This window comes from Methylobacterium sp. AC433, from assembly GCF_979253015.1.
The window spans coordinates 59,205-79,891 of record NZ_CEEDBN010000006.1 but is presented as its reverse complement, the minus strand read 5'-3'; the positions used below and the strand labels follow the sequence as shown (position 1 = coordinate 79,891).

General features: G+C 68.3%; 19 protein-coding genes. 4 read left to right on the top strand and 15 right to left on the bottom strand.

Going from position 1 to position 20,687, the window contains the following annotated elements:
* Positions 1 to 5 precede the first annotated feature (5 nt).
* Positions 6 to 2,582 carry an ABC transporter permease gene (locus AC0IWM_RS11255; protein WP_471754979.1) on the bottom strand — a complete coding sequence of 859 codons (2,577 nt, stop codon included), beginning with the start codon at positions 2,580 to 2,582 and terminating at the stop codon, positions 6 to 8.
* 4 nt (positions 2,583 to 2,586) lie between these two features.
* A complete protein-coding gene (locus AC0IWM_RS11250; RefSeq protein WP_471754977.1) occupies positions 2,587 to 3,300 on the bottom strand; it encodes an ABC transporter ATP-binding protein in 714 nt (237 codons plus the stop codon).
* 161 nt (positions 3,301 to 3,461) lie between these two features.
* Between AC0IWM_RS11250 and AC0IWM_RS11245 the strand changes: the two genes are divergently transcribed.
* Both AC0IWM_RS11245 and thpR read left to right on the top strand, forming a co-directional pair.
* Positions 3,462 to 4,091 carry an arylesterase gene (locus AC0IWM_RS11245; RefSeq protein WP_471755246.1) on the top strand — a complete coding sequence of 210 codons (630 nt, stop codon included), beginning with the start codon at positions 3,462 to 3,464 and terminating at the stop codon, positions 4,089 to 4,091.
* Positions 4,092 to 4,095: 4 nt separating this feature from the next.
* Positions 4,096 to 4,635, top strand: coding sequence for an RNA 2',3'-cyclic phosphodiesterase (thpR, locus tag AC0IWM_RS11240; protein WP_471754975.1), 540 nt, complete (start codon positions 4,096 to 4,098; stop codon positions 4,633 to 4,635).
* Positions 4,636 to 4,656: 21 nt separating this feature from the next.
* Here thpR and coaA read toward each other — a convergent pair whose 3' ends face one another.
* From coaA to petA, 11 genes are all read right to left on the bottom strand, one after another.
* The gene (gene coaA, locus AC0IWM_RS11235) at positions 4,657 to 5,637 is read right to left on the bottom strand and encodes a type I pantothenate kinase (RefSeq protein ID WP_471755244.1); all 981 of its coding nucleotides are present in this window, start codon (positions 5,635 to 5,637) and stop codon (positions 4,657 to 4,659) included.
* A gap of 68 nt (positions 5,638 to 5,705) precedes the next feature.
* Complete coding sequence (locus AC0IWM_RS11230) at positions 5,706 to 6,029, bottom strand: phosphoribosyl-ATP diphosphatase (protein WP_056467460.1); 324 nt, start codon at positions 6,027 to 6,029, stop codon at positions 5,706 to 5,708.
* 92 nt (positions 6,030 to 6,121) lie between these two features.
* Positions 6,122 to 6,898: an imidazole glycerol phosphate synthase subunit HisF gene (gene hisF / locus AC0IWM_RS11225; protein ID WP_471754973.1), complete on the bottom strand. Its 777-nt coding sequence runs from the start codon at positions 6,896 to 6,898 to the stop codon at positions 6,122 to 6,124.
* Between the two features lie 17 nt (positions 6,899 to 6,915).
* Entirely contained in the window at positions 6,916 to 7,674 is a 759-nt protein-coding gene (gene hisA, locus AC0IWM_RS11220; RefSeq protein WP_471754971.1) for a 1-(5-phosphoribosyl)-5-[(5-phosphoribosylamino)methylideneamino]imidazole-4-carboxamide isomerase, read from the bottom strand.
* Positions 7,675 to 7,722: 48 nt separating this feature from the next.
* The gene (hisH, locus tag AC0IWM_RS11215) at positions 7,723 to 8,385 is read right to left on the bottom strand and encodes an imidazole glycerol phosphate synthase subunit HisH (protein WP_471754969.1); all 663 of its coding nucleotides are present in this window, start codon (positions 8,383 to 8,385) and stop codon (positions 7,723 to 7,725) included.
* The gene (locus tag AC0IWM_RS11210) at positions 8,382 to 8,867 is read right to left on the bottom strand and encodes a DUF2628 domain-containing protein (RefSeq protein WP_471755242.1); all 486 of its coding nucleotides are present in this window, start codon (positions 8,865 to 8,867) and stop codon (positions 8,382 to 8,384) included. Before AC0IWM_RS11210 ends, hisH begins: the two co-directional genes overlap by 4 nt.
* 37 nt (positions 8,868 to 8,904) lie before the next feature.
* On the bottom strand, positions 8,905 to 9,507 hold the full coding sequence (gene hisB, locus AC0IWM_RS11205) for an imidazoleglycerol-phosphate dehydratase HisB (RefSeq protein ID WP_056467445.1): 603 nt from the start codon (positions 9,505 to 9,507) through the stop codon (positions 8,905 to 8,907).
* 97 nt (positions 9,508 to 9,604) lie between these two features.
* Positions 9,605 to 10,480 (bottom strand): S-methyl-5'-thioadenosine phosphorylase, encoded by an 876-nt coding sequence (locus tag AC0IWM_RS11200; RefSeq protein ID WP_471754967.1) that lies wholly within the window; start codon positions 10,478 to 10,480, stop codon positions 9,605 to 9,607.
* Between the two features lie 101 nt (positions 10,481 to 10,581).
* Positions 10,582 to 11,472 carry a cytochrome c1 gene (locus AC0IWM_RS11195; RefSeq protein ID WP_471754965.1) on the bottom strand — a complete coding sequence of 297 codons (891 nt, stop codon included), beginning with the start codon at positions 11,470 to 11,472 and terminating at the stop codon, positions 10,582 to 10,584.
* 22 nt (positions 11,473 to 11,494) lie between these two features.
* On the bottom strand, positions 11,495 to 12,781 hold the full coding sequence (locus AC0IWM_RS11190) for a cytochrome b (RefSeq protein WP_471754963.1): 1,287 nt from the start codon (positions 12,779 to 12,781) through the stop codon (positions 11,495 to 11,497).
* 33 nt (positions 12,782 to 12,814) lie between these two features.
* The gene (gene petA, locus AC0IWM_RS11185; protein WP_471754961.1) at positions 12,815 to 13,390 is read right to left on the bottom strand and encodes a ubiquinol-cytochrome c reductase iron-sulfur subunit; all 576 of its coding nucleotides are present in this window, start codon (positions 13,388 to 13,390) and stop codon (positions 12,815 to 12,817) included.
* Between the two features lie 562 nt (positions 13,391 to 13,952).
* Here petA and AC0IWM_RS11180 point away from each other — a divergent pair.
* Together AC0IWM_RS11180 and AC0IWM_RS11175 are read left to right on the top strand one after the other, a co-directional pair.
* A complete protein-coding gene (locus AC0IWM_RS11180) occupies positions 13,953 to 14,642 on the top strand; it encodes a TerC family protein (protein WP_471755240.1) in 690 nt (229 codons plus the stop codon).
* Positions 14,639 to 17,494: an ATP-binding protein gene (locus tag AC0IWM_RS11175; protein WP_471754959.1), complete on the top strand. Its 2,856-nt coding sequence runs from the start codon at positions 14,639 to 14,641 to the stop codon at positions 17,492 to 17,494. The genes AC0IWM_RS11180 and AC0IWM_RS11175 overlap by 4 nt, the downstream gene beginning before the upstream one ends.
* 41 nt (positions 17,495 to 17,535) lie before the next feature.
* On the opposite strand, the gene AC0IWM_RS11170 is transcribed toward AC0IWM_RS11175, so the two are convergent.
* Together AC0IWM_RS11170 and AC0IWM_RS11165 are read right to left on the bottom strand one after the other, a co-directional pair.
* A complete protein-coding gene (locus AC0IWM_RS11170; RefSeq protein ID WP_471754957.1) occupies positions 17,536 to 18,465 on the bottom strand; it encodes an amino acid ABC transporter substrate-binding protein in 930 nt (309 codons plus the stop codon).
* Between the two features lie 309 nt (positions 18,466 to 18,774).
* Complete coding sequence (locus AC0IWM_RS11165; protein WP_471754955.1) at positions 18,775 to 20,406, bottom strand: porin; 1,632 nt, start codon at positions 20,404 to 20,406, stop codon at positions 18,775 to 18,777.
* Positions 20,407 to 20,687: the final 281 nt, after the last annotated feature.

Here is a 20,687-nt window from a genome sequence, read left to right as displayed (position 1 = left end):
TCCGCTCAGAACTGGCGCAGATACGGCGCCGGTTTCTGGCCGAGGATGCGCCAGGTTCCGGCGAGACCGAGGACGATCGCGAAGGCGACCGCGAGGGTCGCCGCGAGAATGGCGCCCGACAGGTCTAGGGTGAATTCGAGCTTCATCACCCGGGTGACGATGACCCAGCCCGCCAGGGTGCCTGCGGCGAGGCCGAAGATCGCGGTGGCGAGGCCGAGGGCGCCGTATTCGAGGGTGTAGGCCGCGAGCAGCCGACCCCGCGTGGCCCCCAATGTCTTGAGCACCACCGCGTCGTAGAGCCTGGCTCGGTGGCCGGCGGCCAGGGCGCCGGCCAGCACGAACAGGCTCGCCACCACGGCGATGCCGCTGGCGCCCCGGATGGCCAGGACCAGCTTGGCCACGATGTCGCTCACCGCTTCCAGAGCCTCCTTCACCCGCACGCTGGTGACGGATGGGTAAGCCTTTGCCACATCACGAAGAATTGCTGCCTCGGCCTTCGCATCGGGGCCGTTCGGCAGGGTGAGGGTCGCCAGATCCGAATGGGGCGCCCCCCGGAAGGTCCCAGGCGAGAACACCATCACGAAGTTGATCCCAAGTGAGCGCCACTCGACCTTGCGCAGGTTGGCGATCTTGGCCGTCAGCGTCCGTCCCAGGACATTGACCGTGACCGTGCTGCCGACCGAGAGGTCGAGCTTGCCCGCGAGCTCCGCGTCGAAGGAGACGAGCGGCGTGCGCGCCTCTTCGGCGTTCCACCACGAGCCCGAGACCAATGACGAGCCCTCCGGCAGATCGTCGGCGTAGGTGATGCCCCGGTCGCCGTCGAGAACCCAGGCGGCATCCTCCGGCGCCCTGATCTCGCCGGCCGGAACGCCGTTCAGGGCGGTGATCCGCCCGCGCATCATCGGAACACGCTCGATCTTCGCCCCGGGCGACAGGCCGCCGAGGAAGGCGTGGAAGGCATCCGCGTCACTCGACGGGATGTCGAGGAAGAACAGGTTGGGCGCCTTGGCGGGCAGGGAGTTCGTCAGCGTTCGCCGGACATTGGCGTCGATGAGGCTCAGGGTCACCAGGAGGGTCACGCCGAGTCCGAGGGAGAGCACGATGGCGGGGGTGAGCGCCCCCGGGCGGTGCAGGTTCGCCAGGGCCATGCGGGGGGCCGCCAGGCGCGGTCGGGGCAGGCGCCGTGCCGCACCCATCACCCCGAGGGCGACAAGGCGCAGGAGCCCGAAGGCGAGACCGGCGGCGACGATGAAGATGAGCGCCAGACGTCGGTCGAAGGCGGTGATCAGCGCCAGTCCGACGAGCCCCGCGAGGGCGGCTGCCAGGATCAGGCGATAGCGCAGGCGGGTACGGGCAGAGCCGGGATCGACCACGTCCCGGAAGAGGCCCGAGACGGGAATGTCGTGGGCGCGACCCAGGGGCAGGATGGCGAAGGCGAGCGCCGTCAGGAAGCCGTAGGCCGCCGCGAGGCTGAGCTCGCCAGGTGCGATCGTTGGGTTGAGCGGCAGCGGCAGGGCGTCGTGGAACAGCGCGTCGAGGCCGAAGGGGAGCAGCGCCCCGACTATCAGGCCGATCGCGATGCCGAGGCCCGCGATCAGGAGGACCTGGGTCAGGTAGAGGACGACGACCTGTCCGCCCGGCGCACCGACGCTCTTCAAGGTGGCGATGGAGCCGCGCTTGCGCTCGACGAAGGCCGCGACGGCATTGGCGACCCCGACCCCGCCGACGATCAGCGCTGTCAGGCCGACCAGGGTGAGGAACTGCGTGAAGCGCTCGATGCTCTTGGCGAAGCGCGGATCGGCGTTGGTGCGGGCCCGCATCTCCCAGCCGGCGTCCGGCACTGCCTTGGCGATGGCGGCCGCGCGCGCCTCGAGGTCGGCATCGGCATTGCCTGGAGTTTGGAGCCGGTAGCTCCAGCGGTTCAGGCTGCCGGGACGGATCAGACCCGAGGCGGCCAGGGCGTCGTGCGTGATCAGCACCCGTGGGCCGAAGCCGATGCCGTTGGCGATGCGATCCGGCTCCGACACCAGGGTGGCGCGGATGACGAAGGGCCGTCCCGCGATCGTGATGCGGTCACCGACCTTCAGGTCGAGGCGGGTCAGCAGAGCCGAGTCGGCGACCGCACCCGCGGCACCATCGCGCTCGGCCAGGAGATCCGCGAGGGGCTGAGCGGGATCGGTGACGAGTTCGCCGGTGATGGGATAGTCGGCGCCCACCGCTTTCAGCTCGATGAGGGCCGCCCCGGTCTCGCCGGCTACGGCCATGGCCCGCAAGGTCGTCACCACGGAAACACGGCCCTGCGCGTCGAGGGCGGCGCGCTCTTCCGGCGTCGCTTCCCGGTTGATCAGGCTGTAGGTGAGGTCGCCGCCGAGGATGCGCGCGCCCTCCCGGCCGAGGCCTTCGGTGAGCGAGCGCGAGATCGAGGCGACGCCGGCGATCGCCGCGACGCCGAGGGCGATGCAGGCGAGGAATACGGTGAAGCCCGCCAGCCCGCCGCGCAACTCGCGGAGGGCGAGGCGCAGGGTCAGCGGGACGAGGCTGCGCGAAGAACGGGCGCTCGGCTTGGGCAGGGTCCCGTGCATCGGATCAGGCCTCGACTGGCACCGGCGCTTCGACCCGGCCGGAGCGGAGGCGAACGGTGCGATCGCAGAGGCGCGCGAGGCCGGGATCGTGAGTCACGAGGACGAGAGTCGCGCCGCGGTCTCGCTTCAACGCGAAGAGCAGGTCGACGATCTGCCGTCCGGTCACCTCGTCGAGGTTGCCGGTTGGCTCGTCGGCCACGAGAATCGCCGGGTCGGGCGCGATGGCGCGGGCAATGGCGACGCGCTGCTGCTCGCCTCCCGAGAGTTGCGCCGGATAGTGGTGCAGGCGGTGACCGAGGCCGACCGCCTCCAGCTCGGCCTGTGCCCGCCGATGGGCATCGGGCTGGTCCGCGAGTTCGAGGGGTAGCGCCACGTTCTCCAGGGCCGTCATCGTCGGCACGAGGTGGAAGGCCTGGAACACGATGCCGATGCGGCGCCCGCGAAAGCGCGCCAGGGCGTCCTCGTCGAGGCTTCCGAGGTCGGTGCCCTCCACGACGATGCGGCCCGCATCGGGCCGCTCCAGGCCGGCCATGACCATCAGCAGGGTCGACTTGCCGGAGCCGGAGGGACCTACGAGACCCACCGCCTCGCCCGCCGCGACGTCGAGGGAGATCCCCCGCAACACGTGGACGCGGGCCGCGCCGCGGCCCAGGCTCAGGTCGATGTCGGACAGGGCGATGGTCTGCGCCGTCGGCGCGGTGGGGTTGTCGGACTTCAACGGGCGACCGATCTGTGAGCAGCTGGCATCATGACGGATGCGGGCGACGTGAATGCAAGGGTCGGGGTCTTGATCGAATGGGTCTGTGTGGAGTCTCACGCCTCGCCGATATGGTCCGCCTGCGCGCGGCGCGCCATGCCGCTTTCGGCCTCGCCGTTCTGATGACGCTCTTTGCCGCACTCGGCCCTGGCATCCTGCCCTTGAACGCTTCGCCGGATGCACCGCCCGTGAAGCTGGTGGCATTCGGCGACAGCTTGACCGCCGGATATCGCCTGCCCGCGAACGCGGCCTTCCCGGTCGTGCTGGAGCGGGCCCTGAAGGCGCGCGGACGTGCCGTCTCGGTGGCGAATGCAGGCGTCTCGGGCGATACCAGCACGGGCGGACTCGACCGCCTCGACTGGTCGATCCCGGATAGTACCGACGGCGTCATCCTCGAGCTCGGCGCCAACGACATGCTGCGCGGCACCGATCCTGCCGTGACCCGCAAGGCCCTCGATGCGATGATTGCCCGGCTGAAGGCACGCGGCATCCCGGTCCTCCTCGCCGGGATGAAGGCCTCGCCCAACCTCGGGCCGGACTACGTGGCGCGCTTCGACGCGATCTATCCCGACCTCGCCAAGAGCTATGGTCTCGTCCTCTACCCGTTCTTCCTCGACGGCATCGTCGGCGACCGGCAGGCCCACCTGGACGACGGGCTCCATCCGAATGCGAAGGGCGTCGAGACGATCGTGGCCGCGATGCTGCCGACCGTCGAGACCTTTCTCGACCGCCTCAAGCCGCAGGCCCGCTGAATCCATGCCGCGCCTGTTCACCGGACTTGAGATCCCACCCGAAATCGGCCGGGCGCTGGCGCTGAAGCGTGGAGCCCTGCCCGGAAGCCGCTGGATCGAGCCCTCGGACTACCACATCACCCTGCGCTTCCTCGGAGACGTCGAGATCGAGGTCGCCGAGAGGCTGCACGAGCGGCTGATCGAGGCGCGGCCCCGGCCCCCATTCGCCGTGAGTCTCGACGGCCTGGCGAGCTTCGGCGGTGACAAGCCCCGCGCAATCCTCGCCACGGTGACGCCGACCCCGGAGCTTCTCGATCTCCAGTCCGAGCAGGAACGCTTGGCCCGCCAGGCAGGGGCGGAGCCGGAGCGGCGCAAGTTCACGCCCCACGTCACCCTCGCCCGCCTGCGCCGAGAGGCCGGTGCGGAGGATGTCGCCGCCTATCTGGGCGAGCGCGGCCTGTTCACGCCCCTCACCTTTACGGCCGAGCGGCTGGCGCTGTTCTCGGCGCGGGAATCGAAAGGGGGCGGCCCCTACGTGGTCGAGGCGGCCTATCCGCTGAACTAGTGCTCCGAAGCGTCGGCGCCGTCAGAGCCGGCGCAGCGCCACCGACTCGATGCGGTGACTGGCCCCCTTGGCGAGGATCAGGCTGGCCCGCTGCCGGGTCGGCAGGATGTTGTCCCGCAGGTTCGGCAGGTTGATCGTCGTCCACAGCGTGTCGGCGATCTCGATCGCCTCGGCCTCCGTCACCTCGGCATACTTGCGGAAGTAGGACAGCGGATCGCGGAAAGCGGTCTGCCGCAGGCGCAGGAAGCGGTTGACGTACCAGCGGTGCAGGTCGTCCTCGTGTCCGTCGAGGTAGATCGAGAAGTCGAAGAAGTCGGAGACGAACGGGATCGCGGTCCCGTCGCGCGGCAGGCGCGCCGGCTGCAGGACGTTCAGGCCCTCGACGATGAGAATGTCGGGCGACTCGATGATCCGTTCCTCGCCCTGCATCACGTCGTAGACGAGGTGGGAGTAGAGGGGAGCCGCGACCCGCTTCTTGCCCGCCTTGATGTCGGTGAGGAAGCGCAACAGCGCGGCGGTGTCGTAGCTCTCGGGAAAGCCCTTCCGCTCCATCGCGTCCATCCGCTTCAACTCGGCGTTGGGCAGGAGGAACCCATCGGTGGTGATCAGGTCGACCTTCGGGGTGTTCGGCCAGCGCGCTAGCAGGGCCGCGAGCACGCGGGCGGATGTCGATTTGCCCACGGCCACGGACCCGGCGAGGCCGATGATGTAGGGGACCTTGGTCTCGTGCTCGGCCAGCAGAAAGCGCTGTGTCGCCTTGAACAGCCCTTGTGTCGCCGCGACGTAGAGCGAGAGCAGGCGCGAGAGCGGCAAGTAGATCGCCTCCACCTCCTCGACCGAGATCGGATCGTTGAGGGATTGCAGGCGCGACACCTCCTCCGCCGCCAGGGTGAGGGGCGTATCGGCACGCAGCTGCGCCCATTCCTCGCGGGTGAAGAGACGGTAGGGCGACAGCCGCTCGGAACCCTGGCCGGTGACCGGATCCTGGCCCTGGGCTGGCAGCCGCTCGGCCCGGCCGACCGCCAAGGGGGGCACGACCAAGGGCGACACGGAGAAGGGTGGCTCGGCGTTCACGCGGGGCTCCGGGAAGCCTTCTCGGCGATCCCGCTCTGCGCCGTGCGCCGCTCGAGCTCGGCCATCACCTCCGCCAGAGGAATGCCGCCGCCCCGCAGCACGACCATGAGGTGGTACAGGACGTCCGCCGCTTCGGCGACGAGGCCCGCGCGGTCGCCCTGGACGGCCGCGATCGCCGCCTCGACCGCTTCCTCACCGAGCTTCTTTGCGGGCTTGGCCGGCCCGCCGGCCAGGAGCTTCGCGGTGTAGGAGGACTCGGGCGTGGCTGTCGCGCGATCCGCGACGAGGGCTTCGAGGTCGCTGAGAGTGAATTGGGTCATACAATCCTGGTCCCGGCGAACCGGGCCTATCGTGCCATGCAACCGAGCGTGCGGCACGATGGATCATGACGCAAGGGGTGCGGAAGTCGGCCTCAGAGATCGAGGCGCATGGAAAGGCCGGCCGCGGCCATGTGGGCCTTGGCTTCGAAGACGGTGTGCTGCCCGAAATGGAAGATGGACGCCGCCAGGACCGCGCTGGCGCCACCCTCGCGGACGCCTGCCACCAGGTCGTCGAGGCCGCCGACGCCGCCCGAGGCGATGACCGGCACGGAGACGGCATCGGAGATGGCCCGCGTCAGGCCGATATCGTAGCCGGATCGCATCCCGTCGCGATCCATTGAGGTCACCAGCAATTCGCCGGCGCCGCGGGCGGTGACGGTGCGGGCGAATTCGATGGCGTCGATCCCGGTGGGCTTGCGCCCGCCATGGGTGAAGATCTGCCATTCCGGCGGCTCGCCGGGCCCGGAGGTGCGCTTGGCGTCGATCGCCACGACGATGCACTGACTTCCGAACTTCTCAGCCCCACGAGCGACGAAGTCGGGATCGTTCACGGCCGCCGTGTTGATCGAGACCTTGTCGGCCCCGGCCAGAAGGAGGGTGCGGATGTCCGCCACGGTGCGGATGCCGCCGCCGACGGTGAGCGGCATGAAGCAGGCCTCGGCCGTGCGACTGACGACGTCGAGGAGCGTGCCGCGATCCTCATGGCTCGCCGTGATGTCGAGGAAGCAAAGCTCGTCGGCCCCGGCCGCGTCGTAGGCCTTGGCCGCCTCCACCGGATCTCCGGCATCGCGCAGTTCGAGGAACTGCACGCCCTTGACGACCCGGCCGTCCTTCACGTCGAGGCAGGGAATGATGCGGGTCTTGAGCACGATCGGCCTCGGACGCGTCAGGCCGCCGGCGCGGCGTCGGCCGCGCCGGTCGCGCGACGGATGGCGGCCAGGGCCTCGCGCGGGTCGATCCGGCCGTCATAGAGGGCACGACCCGTGATGGCACCGGCCAGGAGCGCGCAGTCTGGCTCCAGAATGCGGTGGACGTCCTCGATCGAGGCGAGCCCGCCGGAGGCGATCACCGGGATCGTCACGGCGCGGGCGAGTCCCAGGGTCATCTCGATGTTGAGGCCCTTCAGAATGCCGTCCCGCGCGATGTCGGTGTAGATGATCGCCGCGACGCCGGCATCCTCGAACCGACGGCCAAGCTCCTCGGCCGTCATGCTGGACGTGGTGGCCCAGCCCTCGACCGCGACGCGGCCGTCCTTGGCGTCGATGCCGACGGCGATCTTTCCGGGGAAGCGGCGGGCGGCCTCGCGCACGAAGGCCGGATCGCGCACGGCAGCGGTGCCGATGATGACGCGGCTGACGCCCTTGGCGAGCCAGCCTTCGAGGGTCCTCATCTCGCGGATGCCACCGCCGAGTTGTACTGGCAGCTTGGTCCGCGCCAGGATCGCGTCGACGGCCCCCGCGTTCATCGGCGCGCCCGCGAAGGCTCCGTCGAGGTCGACCACGTGCAGCCAGGAGAAGCCCTGCTCCTCGAAGACCGCGGCCTGGGCGGCCGGATCGTCGCTGAACACGATGGCCTGCGCCATGTCGCCCTGCACGAGGCGGACGCAGCGCCCTTCCTTGAGATCGATGGCCGGAAACAGGATCACGCGTCGGTTCGCTTTCGGGTGGGACGGTTCAAAGGTGGGGTCTGCGCCTCAGGGGCGCCAGCGCAGGAAGTTGGCGAGGAGCGCGAGGCCGAGGCGCTGGCTCTTCTCCGGATGGAATTGGGTGCCGGCGACGTTGTCGCGCGCCACCATCGCGGTGACCGGGCCGCCGTAATCACTGTGGGCGACGCGGTCCTCCACCCGCTCCGGCAACAGCGCGTAGCTGTGCACGAAATAGGCGTGCAGGCCGCTCCCGCCGGTCGGAATGTCGGACAGGAGCGCGTGCGGCCGGTCGACCTCCAGGGTGTTCCAGCCCATGTGGGGCACCTTGAGGCCCGGGTCCGCCGGCTGGATCGGGCCGACATCACCGGGGATCCAGCCGAGACCGGCGGTCACGTCGTGCTCCAGGCCGCGCGTCGCCAGGAGTTGCATGCCGACGCAGATTCCCAGGAAGGGGCGCCCACGCGCATGCGCGGCATGGGTCATTGCCTCGACCATTCCGGGCAGGGCATCCAGCCCGCGGCGGCAATCGGCGTAGGCACCGACTCCCGGCAGCACCACCCGGTCAGCCGTGGCGACCGTCTCGGCCTCGCTCGTCAGAACGATGCGGGTTTCGTCGAGGCCGGCCTCCCGTGCTGCCCGCTCGAACGCCTTGGCGGCGGAGTGAAGGTTGCCCGAGCCGTAATCGATGATCGCGACGGTCTCAGCGCTCACCGCCGCCCCTCGCTGAACGGGAACATGCCGATGGCGAGGTCGCTTGGCGGCACCGAGACCCCGACCTGAGACGCGGGCCCGGCCCGCCCCACCGACGCGCCGGCGAGCCAGCGGGCAGCGGCCTTCATCTCGGCCTCCTCGGCGTTCGCGGCGGTGATCGCGTCGCGCACGGGGCGTCCCGCCCGAGCATAGGTCCAGCGCCGCAAGGACGAGGCTTCGAGGCCGATCAGGATCGAGATCAGTAGCGTGATCACGGAGCCGGCGATGGGCGTGAGCCCGAGGAACCGTCCCCCGAAAGCCACAAGGACGAGGAGAGCCAGCACGCCGAGGCCGGCGAGCCAGAGACGGTGAAAGAAGAACCACAGCGGGCCGAAGGCGAAGGCCGGCCAGGAGAAGCCGTCCGGCACGAGGTGTGCCCGCTCGAGGCCGTGGGCCTCGCCGGCGAGAGCGCCCCGCGCGGGGTGCAACGTATAGGTGCGCATCACGTCTCGCATCCTCCCTGCCGACCCGCGCGGCGGATCAGAGCGATCCCTTCGTCGAGGGAACGCGGCCGCCCTCGCGCGGATCGATCGCCACAGCCTGCCGCAAGGCGCGGGCCAAGCCCTTGAAGCAGCTCTCGGCGATATGGTGGGCATTGTCGCCGTAGAGCGTCTCGACATGCAGCGTGATGCCGGCATTCATCGCGAAGGCCTGGAACCACTCGCGAACGAGCTCGGTGTCGAATTGCCCGATCTTCTCGACCCGGAACTGAGTCCGGAATACGAGGAATGGCCGGCCCGAGATGTCGATGGCGACCCGGGTCAGGGTCTCGTCCATCGGCAGGTGGATGTCGGCGTAGCGGCCGATGCCGCGCTTGTCGGACAGAGCCTGGGCGAAGGCCTGTCCGAGGGCAATGCCGGTATCCTCGACCGTATGGTGATGATCGACATGAAGATCGCCGGTCACGGCCACGTCGAGGTCGAACAGCGCGTGACGCGCGAACAGCTCGAGCATGTGGTCGAAGAAGCCGACGCCCGTCGATACCTGTGCACGCCCCGTCCCGTCGAGGTCGACGGCGACCTGCACGTCGGTCTCCGCCGTCTTGCGGTTGATGCGGGCGGCGCGCTTGGCCTCTTGTGTCACGGTTCGGATCCGGTTCGGGGACGAACCCGCCTTCTAGAGGGAAGTCCGGGTCGCGGAAAGGGCGGGCGGCGCCGAATTCACCGGCGCTCCGGCCGGCTCAGCGGTTCAGGACTCGGCCCGCCACCGCGTCGAGCTTAGCCAGCAGGGCCGGATCGCGCTGCGCCGGCGCGGTCATGATCGCGCCGTCGAGCGCGCGCTCGGTCCCGACGGGGCACGGCTCCCGCTCCGCCGGAAAATCGCGGGCCAAGCGGGCGACGAGACGTGCCGCCTTGTCGGCATTGGCCCGGGCCACCGCGACCACGGCGGCGACGTCGACGGCATCGTGGGTCGGGTGCCAGCAGTCGAAGTCGGTCACCATGGCGATCGTCGCATAGGTGATCTCGGCTTCCCGGGCGAGCTTGGCTTCCGGCATGTTGGTCATGCCGATCACGTCGTAGCCGAGCGCCTTGTAGGTGGTGGACTCGGCGTAGGTGGAGAATTGGGGCCCTTCCATGCAGACGTAGGTCCCGTCGCGATGAATCGCGATGTCCTCCACCTGCGCCGCCGCGGCGATGCGCGCCTGCAGCGACGGGCCGACCGGATGCGCCAGGGAGACGTGGGCGACGCAGCCGTCGCCGAAAAATGAGCTCGCGCGGCCGTGGGTCCGGTCGACGAACTGGTCGACGAGGACGAACAGGCCCGGATGCAGCTCGGCCTTGAACGAGCCGCAGGCCGAGAGCGAGACGAGGTCGGTAACGCCGGCCCGTTTCAGGACGTCGATGTTCGCCCGGTAATTGATGCCCGACGGCGAGTAGCGGTGACCGCGGCCGTGACGCGCCAGGAACACCACCTTGGTCTCGCCGATGCGGCCGATGCGCAGAGCGTCGGAGGGCTCGCCCCACGGGGAGGCGATCCGCTCCTCGCGGACATCCTCCAGGCCGGGAAGGTCGTAGACCCCGGACCCGCCCATCACGCCGAGCACCGCTGCCGTCATCCTGGTCTCCATAAGATTTGCGCCGGTCGCCCCTCCTTGGGGCGCCGGCGCGGATCGTGTCAACGAAGGGCGGGCAGCCCGGACGGACCGCCCGAACCGGATCAGTAGGTCTTGTGCAGCTCGGGCTGGAGGCCGTGGACCTCGCCGCCGACCTTCGCCCAGATCTTCTTCTTCACGTAGTAGAGCAGGCCCGACAGCACGAGCAGGAACAGGATCACCCGCAGGCCGAGCGCCTTGCGTGCCATCATGTGGGGCTCGGCGGCCCAGGCCATGAACGCCGCCACGTCGCGAGAATACTGCTCCGTGGTCTCCGGCACGACTGGCTCGCCCTTGTCGTTCTTGGCGTAGGTCACCTGACCGTCACTGATCGGCTTCGGCATCGCGATCAGGTGTCCGGCATAATACTTGTTGTAGTAGACGCCCGCCGGGATCTCCTTGCCCTCCGGCGGATCCTCGTAGCCGTTCAGGAGCGCGTGGATGTAGTCGACGCCCTGCTCGGAGAATCCGATGAACGGCATCGCGTCGAACACGAACCAGGGAAAGCCGCGCTCGTAGGTGCGGGCCTTGGCGAGCACCGAGAAGTCCGGCGGCGCCTTGCCGCCGTTTGCGGCCGCCGCCGCCTTCTCGTTCGGAAAGGGCGACGGAAAGGCGTCGGCGGCACGGGCGGGACGGTCGACGTCCTCGCCCGCATCGTTCTGCTCCTTCACCTTGTACTGGGCGGCGAGCTCCTTCACCTGCCCGGTGGTGAAGCCGGGCCCCCCCTCCTCCGAGAGGTTGCGGAAGCGCACCAAACTCATGCTGTGGCAGCTCGAGCAGACTTCCTTGTAGACTTGGAAGCCGCGCTGGAGCTGGGCTTGGTCGAAGCGGCCGAAGGTGCCGGCGAAGCTCCACTTCTCGCGCGGCGGATGAGGGGTTCCCTCATCCGCGGACGCGACGGTGACGCTCATGACGGCCGCGAGCAGGGACGCGGCGAGGACGCGGGTCGTTTTCATGGTTCTCAAAAGTCCCCTGCCCTCAACCCTTGGATGACGGTGCGGCCGCGGCACCCACCGGCATGCCGGACCCGCCCACCTGCTTGCCCGGGCCCGTCACGGTCTCGAGGATCGAGCCGGGAAGCGCCTTCGGCGTCTCGAACAGGCCGACGAGCGGCATGACGAGTAGGAAGTGCAGGAAGTAATAAGCCGTGCATATCCGGGCCGCGATGACGTAGCCACCTTCCGGCGGCTTGGCACCGAGCCAGCCGAGCACGACACAGACCACGACGAAGAGCCAGAAGAACTGACGATAGATCGGCCGGTAGTTGCACGAGCGGACCCGCGAGGTGTCGAGCCATGGCGCCAGCGCCAGGATCAGCACCGCGCTGAACATCAGGATGACGCCGCCGAGCTTGTCCGGCACCGCGCGTAGGATCGCGTAGAACGGCAGGAAGTACCATTCCGGAACGATATGGGCCGGTGTCACGGCCGGGTTGGCCGGCACGTAGTTGTCGGCGTGTCCGAGGTAGTTCGGCTGATAGAAGATCCAGTAGGCGAAGAAAGCGAAGAACACGACCGAGGCGAAGATGTCCTTGATCGTCGCGTAGGGCGTGAAGGCGACCGCGTCCTTGCCCGACTTGATCGGAATGCCGGCCGGATTGTTCTGCCCCGTCACGTGCAGCGCCCAGACGTGCAGGATCACCACACCGGTGATCATGAACGGGAGCAAGTAGTGCAGCGAGAAGAACCGGTTCAGAGTGGGGTTGCCGACCGAGTAGCCGCCCCAGAGCAGGCTCTGGATCGTGTCGCCCACGACGGGGATCGCGGCCAGGATGTTGGTGATGACGGTGGCACCCCAGAAGCTCATCTGGCCCCACGGCAGGGTGTACCCGAGGAAGGCGGTCGCCATCATAAGCAGGTAGATGATCACGCCGAGGATGTAGAGCACCTCGCGGGGCGCCTTGTACGAGCCGTAGTAGAGCGCCCGGAAGATGTGCACGTAGACGGCCACGAAGAACATCGAAGCGCCGTTGGCGTGCATGTAGCGCAGAAGCCAGCCGTAGTTCACGTCTCGCATGATGTGCTCGACGGAATTGAAGGCGTTGGCGGCGGACGGGTCGTAATGCATCGCCAGCCAGACGCCGGTGACGATCTGGGACACCAGCATGGCGATCAGGATCGCGCCGAAGGTCCAGAAGTAGTTGAGGTTCCGCGGCACCGGGAAGGAGACGAAGGAGGAATGTACCAGCCCGATCAGGGGCAGGCGCGATTCGAACCACTTTGCCAAGGCGCTCTTGGGAACGTAGGTATTGCCGTGTCCGCTCATGGGGCGACCCGCTCCAAATCCTGTTTCAGGGTGTCAGGCGACGGCCTTGCCGCCCTCTTCACCGATCCGGATCTTGGAATCCGACTCGAAGATATAGGGCGGGATAGGCAGGTTCGTCGGGGCGGGACCCCGGCGCACCCGGCCGGACGTGTCGTAGAGGGAGCCGTGACAGGGGCAGGACCAGCCCTCGTACTGTCCCTGGTGGCCGATCGGTACGCAGCCGAGATGGGTGCAGTTGCCGTAGACGACGAGCCACTTGGCGTGACCCTGCTTCACGCGGGCCGAGTCGGGCTGCGGATCGATGAGATCGGACAGCTTCACCTCGGAGGCTTCCTTGATCTCCTTCTCCGAGCGGCTGCGCACGAAGATGAGCTTGCCGCGCCAGAACACGTTGACGATCTGACCTTCCTGGATCGGCGTCAGGTCGACTTCCAGGGGAGCACCGGCCGCGATGGTCTCGGCATCGGGCGCCATCGAGGCGACGAAGGGCCACGCGAGGGCACCGGCTCCCACGGCCAGACCCGCGCCCGTTGCGAGGAACATGAAGTCGCGTCGCGTGCCGTCCGGCGCGCCGTGGGAGCTCTCGGGATCGGCTGCCGTGTTCGCCAAGTGTCAAACTCCAAGCATGATTGCGCCGGGCGACCCTGATCTCGACCGTGCGGCAAGGGCCAGCCGAGACCTTAGAGGCTTTCAAAGGAATGTCAGCCCGGCGGGACGGAAGCACCATCCTACATGATTGTGCAATGCGACCCCGCGTCACCCGAAGTCAAGGCGCGAAACAATTCAGAACGGGCGGTTTCCATCGATGGCACAACCCTGTCCAGGCGGTGGCGTACGAAGACCACAGGAGGCATGCACACGAGCCGCGAAACCCACGGATTCGGTGCGGTGCCATGCACGCATCGACAACACCGTGGCGCGGGCCGGCAGGTCCATAAGCCGATCCGCCTTCATCGGACTTTCGGTGCCGGGCATCCGAGTGGAGCGGGGACGAACGTCGCCGAACGCAGCCTTGGATCGAGCGAGCCATCCCTTGCTGCGTTTGCGCGCCGAGGTTGTATCGTGGCGCATTGACGTCCGCTCTTTGCCGCCTGTGCGGGGCCGCGCGGATGCGCTACCCGGAGCGGGGTCGCTGGGCGGTCCCGTCAGGCCGACAACGCCGAAAGATCCGATGGACATCAGTGATCCGCAGTTCCTCCTGGCCGTGCTGCAGATCGTGTGGATCGATCTGCTGCTCTCGGGCGACAATGCGGTGGTCATCGCGCTCGCATGCCGATCCCTGCCAGAACATCGCCGGCGCACCGGCATCCTCCTCGGCGCCGGTACGGCGGTGCTCCTGCGCATCGCCTTTGCATTGGTGGTGTCGTCCCTGCTCGCGATTCCCCTGTTGCGGATCGTCGGCGGCCTCCTCCTGATGGTCATCGCGGTGAAACTCCTGGTCGGCGAAGACGAGGCCGATCCGACGGTGGCGGAGAGCACGACGCTCTGGCGGGCGGTCCGGACCATCGCGATCGCCGACGCCGTGATGAGCCTCGACAACGTCGTCGCCGTTTCGGCCGCCGCGAAGGGGCATGCCGCTCTCTTCGTGTTCGGCCTCCTCCTCTCGATCCCCCTGATCATCATGGGCGCCTCACTGATTACGGCACTCCTCGTCCGGTTCCCGCTGATCCTCTGGGCCGGAGCGGCCCTGCTCGGCTGGATCGCCGGGGAAATGATCGCCACCGATCCGCTGGTCGCCGGTGCGACGGCGCCCGTGGGCCACGCGAGCGAGATCGCGGGCGCGGCCGCCGCGCTGCTCGTGGTCGGCGTCGCTCGCATTCTCTCGCAGCAGCGCACCGCGCGGGCAGGAGGCGCCGCGTGAGCGGACGCCTGCCGTGGCTCGGCTCGTTCGCACGGAGGGGCCGTGCGCTCCTGCGCGGCGAGCGAGCCTGGCCCGGAAAGCTGGATCGCTCCGGGGCCAGTGCCCTGCGCGCGGCGTTCGAGGCCTCGCCCGATCGACAGTTCCTCTTCGCTCGGCTGCCGGATGGCGGGTTTCGCCTCTCGGCCTGGAACGCGGCAGCGGCCCGCACCGTCGGCCGCGGCGACGAGGCGATCGGCTGCGAGCTCGCGGCGCTCCTGCCGACGGCGCAGTCCGCGCTGTTGCGCGCAGGCCTGGAGCGGGCGGTCGCCACGGGCGCGATCCTGCGGATGCAGGACCAGTCGACGCTTCCGGGTGCCGGCCTCGCCACGGAAGCCACCTACGTACCGCTGCACGAGCCGGATCTGCGGCCGATCCGGCACGTCCACGTGAGTCTCCGCGACATCCGCCCCCCGAACCTCGCCGATGCCGAGGCGCGGGAAGCCAACCGACTCCTCGTCATGGCCGAGCAGGTGGCCCATGTGGGCCATTGGCACCTGCACATTCCCTCCCGCGTCCTGCGGTGGTCCGAAGAGGTCTACCGGATCCATGGGCTCGACCCGCGGACCTTCGACCCGACGATCCAGGACAGCATCGCCGCCTGTCATCCGGACGATCGCCTCGCCGTGTCGCGGCAAATCGCAGGCGCGATCCGCCGCGGCGCGGATTTCGACATGTCCCTGCGCCTCGTTCAGCCCTCGGGCGAGGTCCGGGAGGTGCAGGTCCGCGGCGTCTACCAGGGCGAGCCCGGGCTTTCCGGGCGTGCTGCGCTCCGTGGGTCCATCTTCGGCGTCTTCGCCGACGTCACAGAGCTGAAATCCGCCGAGCGTGCCCTGGCCGAGAAATCCGCCCTCCTGGAGGCGACCCTCGAGAGCATGGACCAGGGCCTGCTGATGATCGACGGAAGGGGGCGCATCCCGGTCATCAACAGACGTGCCATCGAGATCCTGGCGGTCTCGCCCGAGCTGATCGCGCGCGCGCCGGACTACCGGGCCCTGCGCCGGCACCTGCGCGAGACCGGAACCTGGGGAACCGCGATCGAGGCGCCGAGCCTCTGGCGCCTGGACGAGGACCGGCGCACCACCGAGTTGCGGTCCGAGCGCAGCCGGGCCGATGGCCGGGTGATCGAGACGCGGTCTGTGCCGATGCTGATGGGCGACGGCCACGTCCAGACCCTGACGGACGTGACGGAGCGGCGGCGAGCCGACGAGCGTCTGCGCGAGAGCGAGGCGCGCTATCGCCTGCTGGCCGACCACACCTCCGACCTCATCGTCCTCGACGACGCCAGCGGACGCCATCTCTACATCTCGCCCGCGGTGACGACCATGCTCGGCTACGGCGTCGAGGAGGCCAACCGCATCGGCCTGCGCACCCTCGTGCATCGCGAGGACATCGCGAACCTCTCGGCCACCCTGCATGCCCTCGGCCCCGAGCGGCCGGCGGGATCGGTGATCTACCGGATGCGCCATCGCTCCGAGCGGGACATCTGGGTCGAGGCCGCCTTCCGGCGCATCGAGGACCAGGGGGAGGTCCAGATCATCCAGGCGATCCGCGACGTCTCGCAGCGCCAGAAGCAGGAGGCCGATCTCCAGAGCGCTCGCACCGCCGCCGAGGCCGCCGTGCTGGCGAAGGCCGAGTTCCTGGCCAATATGAGCCACGAACTGCGCACGCCGCTCGCAGGCATCCTGGGCGTCCACGATCTGTTGCGGAGCGACGCCAGCCTCGGCCGGGACCAGACGCGTCTCGTCGGCCTCGCCCAGGAAGCCGGCCGATCCCTGCTAACGATCGTCAACGACATCCTCGACTTTTCGAAGATCGAGGCGGGTCACCTCGTGATCGAATCGCTACCCTTCAGCCTCAACGACCTGATCGAGGGATGCCGCGAACTCAGCGTCGAGATCGCGCAGGGACGCGACGTCCACGTCGCCACCGATGTCGGTCCGGACGTCCCCGACTGGGTTCTGGGCGACCCCACCCGGCTTCGGCAGGTCATCCTCAACCTCGCCACCAACGCGATCAAGTTCACGCCCCGCGGCTCCGTCATCCTGCGGATACGCTGGACACCGGCAGCGGAGGCGCTGCCGCGACGGCCATCGTCCCTGCGGATCGAGCTCGTGGATACGGGGATCGGCATCGCACCCGAGGTGCTGCCGCAGCTGTTCGAACGCTTCGCGCAGGCCGACGGCTCGACCTCCCGACGCTATGGCGGGACCGGCCTCGGGCTGACGATCTGCAAGCGCCTGGTTCATCTGATGGGGGGCGAGATCGGCGCGGAAAGCCGGGTCGGCGAGGGCTCCGTGTTCTGGTTCGTGGTGCCGCTGCGTCTGGCGGCAGCGCAGAACGAGGCCGACCTCCCAAGGCCTGCGCTCCTCAACCGCCCCTCCCCCGTGCGTTGGCGCGTCCTCCTGGCAGAGGACAACCCCATCAATCAGGAGATCATCGGCACGGTGCTGCGCCAGAAGGGGCACGCGGTCACCGTGGTGGACGACGGCGAACGGGCCGTGACGGCGGCCTTCGCAAAGGAACGCCCGGAGTTGATCCTGATGGACGTGCAGATGCCGGGACAGGACGGGCTCGCGGCGACGCAGGCGATCCGCGCCCGGGAGCGGCAGGAGAATCGCTCGCCGACACCGGTCATCGCCCTGACCGCCAACGCGATGCCCGAGGAAATGGAACGATGCCGCGCCGCCGGCATGGACGCGCACGTTCCCAAACCGATCGAATGGCCGGTGCTGTTCGCCACCATGGAACGCCTCGCTGCGCGGGGCGGACCGGACCCGGGCGTTCCCCTCACAGCGGAACGCCCCGCTCCGTGAGGAGCGAGGCGTCCAGACGACGGGGCCGCTGCGGTCGGCTCTCAGTAGGCGGCGGGGTCCGCGCTGTCGCTCGGCGACGCGAAGGCCTTCACCATGGCCTCGCTCATCGGGAGGTTCAGGTTGATGCCCCGCGGCGGGATCGGCTTGGTGAACCACTTGTCGTAGAGCGCCTTGCCCTCGGCGCTCTTGTAGAGCTTGGCGGTGGCTTCGTCCGCGACGGCCTTGAACGGGGCATCGTCCTTGCGCAGCATGATGCCGTACGGCTCAGGCTTCGACAGCGCCTCGCTGGAGATCGCATACGCGCCGGGCTCCTTCGAGCTGGCGGCCAGCGAGGCCAGGAGCACGTCGTCCATGACGAAGGCCACGGCGCGGCCGGTCTCGACCATCAGGAAGGCCTCGGCATGGTCCTTGGCCGGAAGGATGGTCAGGCCGAGGTTGCGCGCAGTGTTGGCCTCGTTGATCTGGCGGATGTTGGTGGTGCCCGAGGTCGAGACCACGGTCTTGCCCTTCAGATCGTCGATCTTGTCGAGCTTGGCCGACTTCTTGGCGACGTAGCGCGTCGCGGTCAGGAAGTGGGTGTTGGTGAAGGTGGCCTGCTTCTGGCGATCGGCATTGTTCGTCGTCGAGCCGCACTCGAGATCGATGGTGCCATTGGCGATCAGCGGGATGCGGGTCGCCGAGGTGACCGGGTTCAGCTTCACCTCGAGGTTCGGGAGCTTGAGGTTGGTCTTCACGGCCTCGGCGATCTTCTGACAGATCTCCAGGGCGTAGCCGACGGGCTTTTGGTCACCGTCCAGGTAGGAGAACGGAACCGACGCATCCCGGTAGCCGATGGTGATCGTATTGGTTTCCTTGATCTTTTTCAGGGTTCCGGTGAGCTCTTGCGCCTGGGCGCTCCCTGCCGCGAGCACCGACAGCGCGACGCTGACAGCCACGGCGGACAGGGTGGATCTCTGGTGACACGAACGCATCTGCGGGCTGACTCCGGGAGGTCGATCACGGTACGGCGATCGACGGGACTGACCTGGGCAACGTAGCAGCGGTGCGGACCGCCGCAATCGTTGATTTCACGCTGTCCAAGCTGGCAACGCGCCTCCCCCTGGCAAACCCCGTGCCTCTCGCCCACGCTGCGTAGTTTCCGCCCCAACCCGGGACGTCGCGGCAGGGGTACCCACGCAAAAAGGCCCGACTTTTCAGCCGGGCCAGTTCGCATGTCTCGAAGTGTCGGATCTTTGAGGATCCGGGCTCGCAGGGAGCCCGGATCAGGCCGTTCCGTCGGCTTAGAAGTCGCGCTGGACGCGGCCGCGGATCTGGAAGGTGTCCGCCGAGGTGACGGTGCGCAGACCACTTGCCTGAGCAGCAGTCAGGCCATTGACCGCAGCAGCCGTGAGCACGCCATTGCTGTACTGGTCGATCACGCGGCCATTCTGCAGAGCGACACGGGTGTAGAAGCCCTCGACACCGATATCGAGATCCTTGACAGGCGACCAGATCAGGCTGCCACCGGCAACGAACTGGTTGTTGTCACGCAGCACCGGGCTGAGAGCGAACGAGCGGCTACCAGGCGCACCAAGGAAGGTGTTGAGGTTCACGCTACCGGAATTGCCGTAAGCGAGAGCGTTCGCTTCACGAGCACCACGAGCGAAGGCCATCTCGCCGTAGCTGCCGAACACGGCCGAGCGCCACTCAGGCGACCAGTAGTGCAGGTAGGCAGCCGTCACGGTCCAGCTGTTGGACAGCTCGATCTTGCCCGTCAGCGGGTTCAGAGTGGCATCGGCCATGTAGGGGTCGAAGGCCGCACCGTTGATGGTGCTCGCTGCGCGGGTGTAGCTGCCGTTGTACGAGGAGTAGCCGGTGTAGAGGGTAGCGCCCTCACCATAGGCGCCCTGCAGGTACAGGGTGTCGCCCGGGGCGATGAAGGGCATGTTGATCTTCACGCCGGCCTGCACGGCCCAGCCGTACTCGCTGGAGGCGGAGGGGCCGGGACCAATGAGGCCGGGGGCGAAGCCCGTTGCCGCACCAACGACGGTCGGATTACCGATGATGTGGCTGGTGTTCAGCTCCTTGACGGCAGCCGAGAGCTGGGCCGAGCCCCAGGCAGCGTCGTAGCGCAGAACGCCGACGAAGTCGGGCATGCGGTTACGCTGAGAGACGTCCACCGTCGAGAAGGTCGGGAGGCCGTTCGCATCCGTCGTGATCAGGACGCGCGAGGGTGCGCCGACCGTCGTCGATTCCTGCGAGTTGATCCAGTTCCGGCGGAAGGACGGGTCTTCCAGCGAGACCGTGGCCGAAAGGCCGCTGCTGCCGAGCTTGCTCGTGTAGGCGAGCAGGTTGGTGGACTGCACGTCGGAGTTGGCGGTGGCGCCGGCGAACTCGAAGTCGTGGGCGTAGAAGTCGAAGAACGAGGAGGCGCGACCGGCGGTGAGGCCGGCGAACTGGATGAACGCCTTGTCGGTGTTCACGAACTGCTGGACGCGACCGTTCTGGTCCTGGCCGGTGGCAGCGAAGGCGTTGCCGATACGCTCCTGGGTGCCGGAGCGGAGACCGCCGGTGGCACCGGTGCGGGAGGAGAACTGGAGACGCACGAAGGCGCGCAGGGTGCCATAGGCGGTCTGCGTGCGGGCATCGACGTTGATGCGGGCGAGGCCGATGTAGCCGGTGGTGTCACCCTGCGAACCCTGTGAGGACCGGGCGGAGGTCGGCTGGTAGCCGACGTCGAGGCGGGCGCGGCCCGAGAGACGGATGCAGGTATCGGTGCCCGGGATGTAGAAGAAGCCGGCGCCATAGGCAGAGCAGACGCGGACGTATTCGATCGGAACAGCCTTCTTGACCGGGAGGTCGGCTGCCTGTGCTCCGGCGACCGCGGCAAACCCTGCCGCGGAGGCGAGAAGCGAGCTCTTCAAGAGCTTCATTGATATCTCCAAAAGCTTCGAGACCCGAGGGAAGGCTTACTGCGCCCAGAATCTCTATGGATCCCGGTGTCGCGTGGCCCTTTGTTCTTGAATGACCGAGCGTTGACCGCTGGAAATTGTCTTGCTGCCCTGGCGTTGCCCCCAGTGCACGATCACTCTGTGCGAGAGGGTTCCTGGCGGCAACTCGGAATCGTGATCGGCGTGGCGGTTCCGGGGCGCTGTTGCGGCGTTGCAACGTTCGGCAGACGGCTAAGTGACTGTTCCGAGGGCAGGTTTTCCAG

Coding starts and splice junctions, on each gene's coding strand:
- AC0IWM_RS11255 (WP_471754979.1), bottom strand. CDS start 2,582: ATGCACGGGACCCTGCCCAAGCCGAGCGCCCGTTCTTCGCGCAGCCTC.
- AC0IWM_RS11245 (WP_471755246.1), top strand. CDS start 3,462: ATGACGCTCTTTGCCGCACTCGGCCCTGGCATCCTGCCCTTGAACGCT.
- thpR (WP_471754975.1), top strand. CDS start 4,096: ATGCCGCGCCTGTTCACCGGACTTGAGATCCCACCCGAAATCGGCCGG.
- AC0IWM_RS11230 (WP_056467460.1), bottom strand. CDS start 6,029: ATGACCCAATTCACTCTCAGCGACCTCGAAGCCCTCGTCGCGGATCGC.
- AC0IWM_RS11210 (WP_471755242.1), bottom strand. CDS start 8,867: ATGCGCACCTATACGTTGCACCCCGCGCGGGGCGCTCTCGCCGGCGAG.
- AC0IWM_RS11200 (WP_471754967.1), bottom strand. CDS start 10,480: ATGACGGCAGCGGTGCTCGGCGTGATGGGCGGGTCCGGGGTCTACGAC.
- AC0IWM_RS11195 (WP_471754965.1), bottom strand. CDS start 11,472: ATGAAAACGACCCGCGTCCTCGCCGCGTCCCTGCTCGCGGCCGTCATG.
- AC0IWM_RS11190 (WP_471754963.1), bottom strand. CDS start 12,781: ATGAGCGGACACGGCAATACCTACGTTCCCAAGAGCGCCTTGGCAAAG.
- AC0IWM_RS11180 (WP_471755240.1), top strand. CDS start 13,953: ATGGACATCAGTGATCCGCAGTTCCTCCTGGCCGTGCTGCAGATCGTG.
- AC0IWM_RS11170 (WP_471754957.1), bottom strand. CDS start 18,465: ATGCGTTCGTGTCACCAGAGATCCACCCTGTCCGCCGTGGCTGTCAGC.
- AC0IWM_RS11165 (WP_471754955.1), bottom strand. CDS start 20,406: ATGAAGCTCTTGAAGAGCTCGCTTCTCGCCTCCGCGGCAGGGTTTGCC.